8 protein-coding genes are annotated in these 10,563 nt (G+C 66.9%); all 8 read left to right on the top strand.

What is annotated here, in order from left to right; translation table 11 throughout:
* The first annotated feature begins 242 nt into the window (after positions 1–242).
* The 8 genes from PV761_RS17305 (at position 243) to PV761_RS17270 (ending at position 10,398) form a co-directional block, all read left to right on the top strand.
* Positions 243–1,232, top strand: a complete 990-nt coding sequence (locus tag PV761_RS17305; RefSeq protein ID WP_347898599.1) for an LLM class flavin-dependent oxidoreductase — start codon at positions 243–245, stop codon at positions 1,230–1,232.
* Positions 1,233–1,484: 252 nt separating this feature from the next.
* A complete protein-coding gene (locus tag PV761_RS17300; RefSeq protein ID WP_347898597.1) occupies positions 1,485–2,504 on the top strand; it encodes a LacI family DNA-binding transcriptional regulator in 1,020 nt (339 codons plus the stop codon).
* Positions 2,505–2,608: 104 nt separating this feature from the next.
* Positions 2,609–3,910: an extracellular solute-binding protein gene (locus tag PV761_RS17295; protein WP_347898595.1), complete on the top strand. Its 1,302-nt coding sequence runs from the start codon at positions 2,609–2,611 to the stop codon at positions 3,908–3,910.
* A gap of 97 nt (positions 3,911–4,007) precedes the next feature.
* Positions 4,008–4,934 carry a sugar ABC transporter permease gene (locus PV761_RS17290; protein ID WP_347898601.1) on the top strand — a complete coding sequence of 309 codons (927 nt, stop codon included), beginning with the start codon at positions 4,008–4,010 and terminating at the stop codon, positions 4,932–4,934.
* 1 nt (position 4,935) lies between these two features.
* Positions 4,936–5,907 carry a carbohydrate ABC transporter permease gene (locus PV761_RS17285; RefSeq protein WP_231511222.1) on the top strand — a complete coding sequence of 324 codons (972 nt, stop codon included), beginning with the start codon at positions 4,936–4,938 and terminating at the stop codon, positions 5,905–5,907.
* A gap of 3 nt (positions 5,908–5,910) precedes the next feature.
* Positions 5,911–7,002, top strand: coding sequence for a glycosidase (locus PV761_RS17280; protein WP_347898592.1), 1,092 nt, complete (start codon positions 5,911–5,913; stop codon positions 7,000–7,002).
* Positions 7,003–7,065: 63 nt separating this feature from the next.
* Complete coding sequence (locus tag PV761_RS17275) at positions 7,066–9,174, top strand: hypothetical protein (protein WP_347898590.1); 2,109 nt, start codon at positions 7,066–7,068, stop codon at positions 9,172–9,174.
* 120 nt (positions 9,175–9,294) lie between these two features.
* Positions 9,295–10,398, top strand: coding sequence for a SpoIIE family protein phosphatase (locus PV761_RS17270; protein ID WP_347898588.1), 1,104 nt, complete (start codon positions 9,295–9,297; stop codon positions 10,396–10,398).
* Positions 10,399–10,563 lie beyond the last annotated feature (165 nt).

The following is a 10,563-nucleotide window of genomic DNA, read 5'->3' as shown; positions in this document are numbered from 1 at the left end:
GCGAACCGCCGTATGCGAGGCCCGCACGTACGGTGGTGTGAGAGGTGGGTCGGGAAACCCGACCCACCTACTCGATTGTCCGGCACCGCCGCTTCCGCGCGCCCGGCAATACGGCTCCCGCGTGTCCGGCGCCACGGTGACCTGCAGAAATAACCCGGGTGCCGCCGTCGTTGTCGCCAGTGTGCCTGTTCCGCCACCGGGGCAGCGACCGCAACGCTCCGCTACGAAAGGCCGGCTCCTCCGTGACTGTTCCGCTTTCCATCCTTGACCTGGCCACCATTGCGAAGGGCCAGACGGCGGCCGAGAGCTTCGCCGGCAGCGTGGCCATGGCGCAGCGGGCGGAAGAACTGGGCTACCGCCGGGTCTGGTACGCGGAGCACCACAACATGTCTTCCATTGCGTCCTCGGCCACGAGTGTGCTGATCGCCCACATCGCCGCCCACACGAGCAGTATCAGGCTTGGCGCCGGCGGTGTGATGCTGCCCAACCACTCCCCGCTGACCATCGCCGAGCAGTTCGGCACGCTGGAGACCCTGCACCCGGGGCGCATCGACCTCGGCCTGGGCCGTGCGCCCGGCAGCGACCAGAACACCATGCGCGCGCTCCGCCGCGATCCGATGTCCGCGGACAGCTTCCCGCAGGACGTCCTGGAACTGCAGGGCTACCTCACCGGCCCCACACGCATCCAGGGCGTCGAGGCGACGCCGGGCAAGGGCACCAACGTGCCGCTGTACATCCTGGGGTCCTCACTTTTCGGGGCCCGGCTGGCGGCGCAGCTCGGATTGCCCTACGCCTTCGCATCGCACTTTGCGCCCGCCGCCCTGCAGGACGCCGTGGCCATCTACCGCCGGGAATTCAAGCCCTCCGCCCAGCTGGACGCCCCGCACGTGATTGCGGGCGTCAATGTGATCGCGGCCGATTCCGCCTCCGAGGCGCAGGAGATGTTCCAGGCCACCAAGCGCGCCCGTGTGTCCCTGTTCTTCGGCAACGGCAGGGTGTTCACGGACGACGAAGCGGACATGATCCTCGACTCGCCGCAGGGCCAGCACGTGGCCCAGATGATGAAGTACTCGGCGGTCGGCACGCCGGACGTCGTGATGGATTACCTGGACCAGTTCACCGCCCACGCGGACGCGGATGAGCTGATCGTGGCCCACCAGAGCAACGGAACCGAGGCCCGCCTGCGGTCCGTGGAACTCCTCGCGAAGGCCGCGGGACTCGTCCGCGCCTGACCGCGCGTCACGCCACGCACCCTTTCGGAATGTCCTACGGCGGGTTCCCCTGGAATCCCGCGACGGGCACCGCCGTCGTGCTCCTAAAGTGAGCCCTGCGTGACGCGGGGACGGGACGCGGGCAACGCCGTCGGGCTCTGTCTCCTCTGAGCGCTCCCCTTGACAACTCCCAACTGAACCGGTTTAGTAGAGATCACTGAACCGGTTCAGTGAGTTGTATCACTGGGCCGCCGATCCACAGAAGGCAGGACCATGGCAGTCACCATCAGCGACGTCGCCCACGCGGCAGGCGTCAGCAAGGGTGCTGTCTCGTATGCCCTCAACGGGCAGCCGGGAGTCAGCGCGGGAACCCGGGAACGGATCCTGCAGGCGGCCAAGGAGCTCGGCTGGAAGCCCAGCCTGCGGGCCAAGGGCCTCTCCTCCGCCAAAGCGTTCGCATTGGGCCTGGTCGTTGCCCGGGATCCGTCGCTGCTCGGAACGGACCCCTTCTTTCCGGCGTTCATCGCGGGCATCGAAACCGCCCTGTCAGAACACGACTACACGCTGGTGCTCAGCGTCGCCACGGGTGCAGGGGCGGAGGAACGGTGCTACCGCAAGCTGGCCGAGAACGGCCGCGTGGACGGCTTCCTCCTCACCGATGTCCGCCACGACGATTCCCGCATCCCGCTGCTGCAGGAACTCAAGCTCCCCGCCGTCACCCTGAACCGCCCCGACTCCGATTCACCGTTCCCTGCCGTCTCGATGGATGACTGCGCCGGGATCACCGCGGCCGTTGAACACCTTGTGGCGCTGGGCCATACCCGGATTGCGCACGTTGGCGGCGGGCAGGAATACATCCACGGCCGCAGCCGCCGCCAGGCCTGGGAAAGCGCACTCGCCACTGCCGGCCTGCCCGCCGACCTCTTCGAAGCCGCCGATTTCACTGCAGCGGGCGGCATGGCCGCCACCGCCGAGCTGCTCCGGCGCACCGACAAGCCCACGGCAATCGTCTACGCCAACGACCTGATGGCGACCGCCGGCCAGTACTACGCGCAAACGCAGGGGCTCAGTGTGCCCGGTGACCTGTCCGTCACCGGCTATGACAACGCCGACTTCACGCAATACCTGAATCCGCCCCTCACCACGGTGGCCACAGAGCCCATGCTCTGGGGCCGCGTTGCCGCCCAGGTGCTCCTCAACCAGCTCAGCAACAGCCACGACGGCGAAGACACCGTCCTCCAGGCTCCGACCCTCCTGGTCAGGGCGTCCACCGGCCCGGCACCCGCAGGCTAAGCCGCCCCAAACGCCCGGTCCCACCGCACTACACCTGTACCCACCAAGCCCCACAGCACCCAGACACGCCCCCAACCCTCTGTTTCCCCTAAATAGGAGTCGCAATGAAGCGCTTTTCAACAGCCACGCGCGTATTGTCCGTGGCCGCCCTGACCATCATGGGCGCAGGCCTCGCAGCCTGCGGCGGGGGAGGGGGAGCCAGCTCCGCCGATTCGGCCACGGCCGCCAAGGGCCCCATCAAGATCTGGTACTCCAACAACGAGTTCGAGGTGAAGTGGGGCAAGTCCATGGTGGAATCCTGGAACGCCGCGCACCCGGACCAGAAGATCGATGCCCAGGAAATCCCGGCCGGCAAGAGCTCCGAGGAAGTCATCGGCGCAGCCATCACGGCAGGCAACGCCTCGTGCCTGGTCTTCAACACCGCCCCAGTGGCAGTTCCGCAGTTCCAGAAGCAGGGCGGGCTTGTTGCGCTGGACACCTTCCCCGACGGCGCGCAGTACATCAAGGACCGCACCGGAGACCTGGCGGACCAGTACAAGTCCACGGACGGCAAGATGTACCAGCTGCCGTGGAAGTCCAACCCCGTGGTCCTGTTCTACAACAAGGACATGTTCGCCAAGGCCGGACTGGACCCCGAAAACCCCAAGCTGGGCTCCCACGAAGAGCTCCTTGAAACCGCCCGGACGCTGGTGAAGTCCGGCGCTACGGCCAACGCGGTGTGGCCGTCCCCGGCAAGCGACTTCTTCCAGTCATGGTTCGACTTCTACCCGTTCTACGCTGCCAACACCGACGGCACCCCGCTCCTGAAGGACAGCAAAGCCACCTTCGACAGCGAGGAGGGCAAGCAGGTCGCCACCATGTTCGAAACGCTCTACAAGGAGAACCTGGCGTCCAAGGAGGCCTTCCAGGGTGACGCGTTCGGCGAAGGCAAGGCCGCCATGGCCATGGCCGGTCCCTGGGCCATTGCCGCTTACAAGGACAAGATCAACTGGGGTGCCGTGCCGGTGCCCGCCGCCCAGGCCAAGGCCGATACGTCCACCTTCTCGGACGCCAAGAACGTGGCCATGTACTCCGCCTGCGAGAACCAGGGAACGGCGTGGGAGGTCATGAAGTTCGCCACCAGCCAGGAGCAGGACGGCAAGCTCCTGTCCGAGACGGGCCAGATGCCCATGCGCAAGGACCTGACCACGGCCTACGCCGACTACTTCACCAAGAACCCGCTCTACACCCAGTTTGCCGAGCAGGCCGGCCGCACCGTCGAGGTGCCCAACGTGCCCAACTCGGTCGAGGTCTGGCAGACCTTCCGCACCGCCTACGCCAAGTCAGTGATCTTCGGCAACGAAAGCATTGACTCGGCTTTCAAGGGCGCAGCGGACAAGATCAACCAACTGGCAGCCCAGAAGTAACGGGTGATCCCCAATGTCACTCCGCTCTTCTGACGGCGGCCCCGAAGCGGGCAGTCCTGCAGCGGGCAGCCCCGCACCGGGCACCGTCGCTACGGGAATGCCGGTTGGGCGAACGGCCGACCAGCGGCTGGCCCCCAGGAAACGCAAGAACTTCCTGGGGCGCCAGCCGCTGGGGCTGCTGTTCAGCGCCCCGTACGTCATCTACGTCCTGGCCGTCCTCGCCTACCCGCTGGGCTACGCCGTCTACATTTCCTTCCACGACTTCTTCTTCACGGCCCCGCGGGTCAAGGTGGACCGGCCGTTCGTCGGCCTGGACAACTACATCACCGTTCTGTCCGATCCTGCCGTCCAGCGTTCCTTCGCCAACATCGGCGTTTTCCTGGTCATCAACGTCCCGCTGACCGTGGGCCTGTCCCTGGTCCTGGCCAACGCCCTCAACCGCGTGACCAGGCTGCGGACTTTCTTCCGGGTGAGCTACTACGTCCCGTACGTCACGGCGAGCGTCGCCGTCGTCGGCGTCTGGCTGTTCCTGTTCCAGCAGAACGGACTGGTGAATGCGCTGCTGGGGCCGCTGGCCCCGAACCCGTCATGGCTGACCAACTCCTGGCTGGCCATGCCCACGGTGGCGCTGTACGTGACCTGGAAACAGCTGGGGTTCTTCATCCTGCTGTACCTGGCCGCACTGCAGAACATCCCGGACGAGCTCTACGAATCCGCCTCGGTGGACGGCGGGAACAAGTGGGTCCAGTTCTGGAACATCACGGTTCCCGGCGTGCGGTCGGCCAGCGTTCTGGTCACGCTGCTCGCCACCATCACCGGCGCCAACCTCTTCACCGAGCCCTACCTGCTCACCGGCGGCGGCGGACCCGACGGCGCATCGACCTCGCCGGTGTTCCTGATGTACCAGAAGGGCATCCTGCAGGGAAACCCCGATGTGGCTGCCGCGCTGGGCGTCGTCCTGGTGATCGGCGTCCTGCTGATCGCCCTGATCCAGAAACGCCTCGTAGGCGGAAAGGAGGACTGACATGTCGGTCATCGACGCGGCAACCGCCGCCAACAACGACAACGAAAAGAACGACGACGCCGGGCAGCCGGGTGCCTTTCCTTCCGGCCGCGGAGGTTCCACCCGCGGAGGCTCCACGCGTGGAGGTTCCACTGTGGAAAAGCGCAGGAACCTTGGCGTCGGCAGTTTCATACTGCTCGCCGTGGGCGCCTTCGTGTTCCTCTTCCCCTTCTACTACATGTTCATCGGCTCGCTGCAGACGTCCCCGGACACTTCGGTGGCGGGTGCGTTCCCCAATCCGGCCAACCTCACCGGTGAGAACTATGCGAACATCAACGGTTCCATCAATCTGCTGAAGGGCCTGGTCAACTCCGGGATCTTCACCGGGGGCGTCATCCTGTTCACCGTGGTCTTCGGCCTCCTGGTGGGCTACGCCCTGGCGCAGATGCACTTCCGCGGCAAGGGCTTCGTGTTCGGCATGATGCTGCTGGTGCAGATGATTCCGTTCCAGCTGCTGCTCATCCCGCTGTACGTGATGATCGTCCGGGACTACGGCCTGGCGGACAGCTACATCGGCATGATCCTGCCGTTCGCCATCAACTCCACCGCGGTGTTCGTATTCCGCCAGTACTTCATGCAGCTTCCGTCCACGCTGTTTGAGGCCGCCAGGATCGACGGCGCCTCCGAACTGCGGATCCTGTGGCAGATTGCCATCCCGCTGGTCCGGCCGGCGATTGTCACAGCGGTCCTGCTGACGTTCATCGGGCCGTGGAACGAGTTCCTGTGGCCGTTCCTGGTCACCAAGGACGCGGCCATCCAGCCGCTCGCGGTGTCCCTCGCCAACTACATTTCCAACGTTGCCGCCACGGCCTCCAACCCGTTCGGGGCAATCCTCGCCGGCGCCTGCGTCCTCGCGGCACCAGCCATCGCGCTGTTCATTTTCTTCCAGCGCCAATTCATCTCCACCAATATCGGATCAAGCGTAAAGGGCTAATCAATGACTTCCCCCCACACTTCTGCACTCCCCACCGTTCCCTTCACCCTCACCCGCGCCGGGGTCATCATGTCCCCCGAAGAGGGCAACGACTTCGAGGCGGAAGGCGTCCTCAACCCCGCCAGCGGCCGCGGTCCGGACGGCGAGCTCTACCTGCTTCCGCGCCTGGTGGCCAAGGGCAATGTGTCCCGCGTGGGCCTGGCCAAGGTTGTCATCGAAGACGGCGTTCCCACCGGAGTGGAACGCCAGGGCGTGGTACTCGCCCCCGACGAGGGCTGGGAACGCGGCATGAACAACGCCGGCACCGAGGACCCCCGCACCACCTGGGTCCCGAGCCTCGGCAAGCACGTGATGACCTACGTCGCCTACGGACCGCTGGGTCCGCGCCTGGCGTTCGCGCACTCGGAAGACCTTCGCAGCTGGGAACGTCTGGGCCCGTGCTTCTTCGAATACAAGGCCGAGCTCTCCATGGACCTGAACCTCTTCCCGAACAAGGACGCCGTGTTCTTCCCGGAACCGGTGAACGACCCCGACGGCGTTCCCTCCTACGCCATGCTGCACCGCCCCATGTGGGACCTTGGCTGGATCCGCGAAGGCGAAGGCGAGCACCTGCCCGCCGGCGTCACGGACAACCGCCCCGGCATCTGGATCTCCTACGTTGCCGTGGAGGATGTGGAAAAGGACATCCGCAACCTGGTCCACATGGGCAAGCACACCCTCGTGGCCCTCAGCGAGTTCCCGTTCGAGGAACTCAAGATCGGCGGCGGACCGGCGCCGATCCGCGTCGACGAAGGATGGCTGCTGATCCACCACGGTGTGGCGGGCGCGCTGGAGAAGTCCGCCTTCGACCACCAGCAGAAGGTCAACTACACCGCGGCCGCCATGATCCTGGACGCCAATGACCCCTCCAAGGTCATTGCCCGGAGCGACAAGCCGCTGCTGGCACCGGAAACCGAAGACGAGATTTCCGGCATCGTGCCCAACGTGGTGTTCCCCACCGCCATCGAGGAAGTGGACGGCCAGCTGTTCGTGTTCTACGGCATGGCTGACTCGAAGATCGGCGTGGCCAGGCTGGACCGCGTTCCGGCCACCTAGGACCAGGCCAGCCCGCGCCCAGTCCCCGCAGTGCCCGCCTGACCACCCCCACCAGGAGTACCGATGACGAACAACGATGTCCGCTCGAAAGCACGAACCAAACCGCTGGCCATCGCTGTGGCCGCGTCGATGCTCCTGGTGGGGGCCGGTGCCGCTTCGGCGGCACCGGCAGGCCGCACTGGCGCCGGAGCGGCGCCGTCGCTGACCGCGTCCGTCCCCGCCGCCCCCGTTGAATCAGGACCGCTGACCAACACGGCGCACCTGGACTTCCTGATGGAGACCGTCCCGCTCGCGCCGGTGGCAGGGCACACCACCTACAAACTCGACGAGATGCCCTCGGCCCAGGCACCGTGGACCTACGCAGACAAGAAAGCGGACGGGAGCTACGGCCGCGTCGGCGGGGGAGACCTCGACCCCGCCACCGGGCACTGGACCCAGGGCGCCTACAACGCCGATGACATCGCACGCACGGCCGTGGTCTACCTGCGGCACTGGCAGCAGACCGGCGATGCCGCCAGCAAGGAACGGGCCTTCCAGACGCTGCGCTCGCTGACGTTCCTGCAGACCACGGACGGCCCGAATGCCGGCAACGTGGTGCTGTGGCAGCAGGAAGACGGAAGCCTCACGCCTAGCGCCAAACCGGTGGAACTGCCGGACCCGTCCGACTCGGCAGAGTCGTACTGGCTTGCGCGCACTGTCTGGGCGCTCGGCGAAGGATATTCGGCGTTCCAGGACGAGGACCCTGAATTCGCGGGATTCCTCCGGGACCGCCTGCACCTGGCCCTGGGCTCGCTCAACCGGCAGTCCCTTGCCAAGTACGGCACCTATGACGCCGCCGACGGCGTGAAGGTGCCGGCCTGGCTGATCGCCGGCGGCGCCGATGCCTCGGCAGAAGCCGTGCTGGGACTCTCTTCCTACGTGACCTCCGTCCCCCGCGATGAGCTGGCTGCGACGGCACTGGACCGGCTCAGCGAGGGCGTTGCCGCCATGTCCGCGGGGTCCGCCGGGCAGTGGCCCTTCGGCGCCATTATGCCGTGGAACAAATCCCGGACACTTTGGCACGCCTGGGGCGGCATGGCCCCGGCCGCCGTCGCCACCGCCTCCGAGGTGCTGGACCGTCCCGGACTGCTCGAAGCGGCAGTCAAGGACACCGCCCAGTTCACGCCGCAGCTCCTCGCCGCAGGCGGACCGGACAATGCCTGGAGCCCTACCCCCGGCGAAGCGCAGATCGCGTATGGTGTGGACTCCCGGGTCCAAAGCCTCGTGGCCACCGCCAAGGCGGCCGATGCGCCGGGCCTACTGGACCTTGCTGCGGTCACCGCCGGATGGTTCTTCGGAGCCAATCCCAGCGGATCCCCGGCGTACAACCCCGCTACGGGAACAGCGATCGACGGCATCGAACCCGACGGCCGGGTCAACCCGAACTCCGGCGCGGAATCCACCATCCACGCACTGCTCACCATGCTGGCCCTCGACGCCGATCCTGCCCTGAAAACCGCGGCACTCGGCATCAACCGGACGGTGTCCACGCACGGGCTCAGCGTGGTGGAAGCCGAATCCGGAACCATCTCCGGCAGCGGAGCGGTGGTCCGGCCCGCCTCGGCCTGGACCGGCGAAGCGAACCTCTCCGGCGGAGCATACGTGGACCTGAAAGCCGGCGCCTCCCTGGACATCCCGCTCCCGGCCGCGGACCAGGCCCACAACATCTACCCCATCGTGAACCGCGGGACGGCCCCGTCCGGCACCACCGCGTGGACGTCCGCCAAGGGGCCGCTGGGAACCACGGAAAACGGCGGGGCGGGGGCGCAGGGCATCACCGATGCCCCCGGCATCCTCTTCCCCTACTCCCTCAAGCGTGCACTGACCGCAGGGCTGACCGCCGTCGTCGGCACCACGGACGGAGACGTTGCGCTGGACGCACTGCTGGTCCAGCCGGAAATCTCCACGGTGTCAGTGTCCGGAACCGGCGGCAACTCGACGCTCTACGTCAGCGCAGCACGGTCCACCACGGTGAAGGACGTTGAGGTGCCCGAGGGCTTCTCCATGGTCCAGCGCCAGTACGATTCCGCCGGGCAGCCGGTCGCAGGGGCAAAGGGCGGCGCCGGCACCTCGTCCGGCCGCGTGACCGTGGCGCCCGGCGGCTTCACCATGGTGACGTTCCGCGCCCGCTGAGTGCCAGAAGCTGCAGGGTCCGGCACCTGCGGGCGCCGGACCCTGCACCCACCGGTGTTACAGAAAGGCCCGGCTGGTACCGATGTGACAACAGCGGCCCGCACGTCGTCTAATTGGTGCATGACTGATGAGCCGGACGTACGCCGTGCCCTGGTCATTGAGGACGATGACGATATCCGCGGCCTGCTGGTCCACATCCTGACCAAGCAGGGTTTCCTGGTGTCCGCCGTTTCATCCGGACGTGCCGGCGTCGAGCTGATGCAGCGCGACGGCGCCGAACTGGTGACGCTGGACCTGAACCTGCCGGATATCGACGGCGTTGAGGTCTGCCGCCAGCTGCGCCGGTTCTCCGACGCCTACATCCTGATGATCACCGCCCGCGGCGAGGAACTGGACCGCCTCACCGGGCTCGACACCGGCGCGGACGACTACCTCACCAAACCCTTCAGCCCCCGCGAACTCGGCTCCCGGATCACCGCCCTGTTCCGTAGGCCGCGCGCCAGTGCCGTCCACGAAGCGGCCGTGCAGGACGAACTGCGCCGCGCCGTCGAAGTCCAGCGCAGCCTGCTCCCGGCAGAGGGCCTGTCCCTCGACGGATTCGACATCGCCGGTTCGTTCCGGCCTTCCCGCAACGTCGGCGGCGACTTCTTCGACTGGTACCCGAACGACGGCGGGCTGCAGCTGACCCTCGCCGACGCCATGGGCAAGGGCATGGGTGCGGCGCTGATCGCCGCCACCGTCCGCGCCGTCATGCGTTCGGTGGCCCACCGGAGGCCGCTGAGTGAAGCCTTCAGCTCGGCCGGCCGGATCCTGGAAGCAGACCTCGAACAGTCCGCCTCCTTCGTCACCCTCTTCCACGCCCGGCTCGACGCTGCCACCGGAATCCTTCAATACCTGGACGCCGGCCACGGCCTGGCCCTGCACATCAAGGCGGACGGCAGCAGCTCCCGGTTGCTCACCGGCGGACCTCCCGTGGGAGCCTGGCCGGACCAGGAATGGGACGCGCACCAGGTTTCGCTGGAGCCCGGCGATTGCCTGGCCGTAGTCAGCGACGGCCTGCTGGATGTCTATCCCGACGTCGAGGTGCTGACTGCCGTGGTGTCCGGCACCGTCTCCGGCAGTGCCAGTGCCCAGGCCGCCTGCGACGCCGTCCTTGACCTGGCCTCGGGCCGCGAGGTGTCCGACGACGCCACAGTGGTTGTGCTGAAGCGGGCGCGGGCGTAGGCTCCGCCGCTTCCCGCGGATCCGAGCGCCCGGCCGCCGCAAACCGGGGCCCGCGCACACGTTACATTCCCGCAATGACAGGGATATTCTGGTGTAACGACGGCATCGGAAACTGGGGGTATGTCCCTCGCCGGACTTTTCTCACGCATTATTGGGGATTATCCG

Origin of the sequence: Arthrobacter sp. CC3 (assembly GCF_039907775.1) — a bacterium.
Taxonomy (GTDB): domain Bacteria; phylum Actinomycetota; class Actinomycetes; order Actinomycetales; family Micrococcaceae; genus Arthrobacter.
Note: the sequence above shows the minus strand (reverse complement) of the source record. Positions and strands in the feature narration are given on the sequence as shown.

Excerpts from the sequence above, each read along its gene's own strand:
- PV761_RS17300 (WP_347898597.1), top strand. The coding sequence starts at position 1,485 with ATGGCAGTCACCATCAGCGACGTCGCCCACGCGGCAGGCGTCAGCAAG.
- PV761_RS17295 (WP_347898595.1), top strand. The coding sequence starts at position 2,609 with ATGAAGCGCTTTTCAACAGCCACGCGCGTATTGTCCGTGGCCGCCCTG.
- PV761_RS17290 (WP_347898601.1), top strand. The coding sequence starts at position 4,008 with ATGCCGGTTGGGCGAACGGCCGACCAGCGGCTGGCCCCCAGGAAACGC.
- PV761_RS17285 (WP_231511222.1), top strand. The coding sequence starts at position 4,936 with ATGTCGGTCATCGACGCGGCAACCGCCGCCAACAACGACAACGAAAAG.
- PV761_RS17280 (WP_347898592.1), top strand. The coding sequence starts at position 5,911 with ATGACTTCCCCCCACACTTCTGCACTCCCCACCGTTCCCTTCACCCTC.
- PV761_RS17275 (WP_347898590.1), top strand. The coding sequence starts at position 7,066 with ATGACGAACAACGATGTCCGCTCGAAAGCACGAACCAAACCGCTGGCC.
- PV761_RS17270 (WP_347898588.1), top strand. The coding sequence starts at position 9,295 with ATGACTGATGAGCCGGACGTACGCCGTGCCCTGGTCATTGAGGACGAT.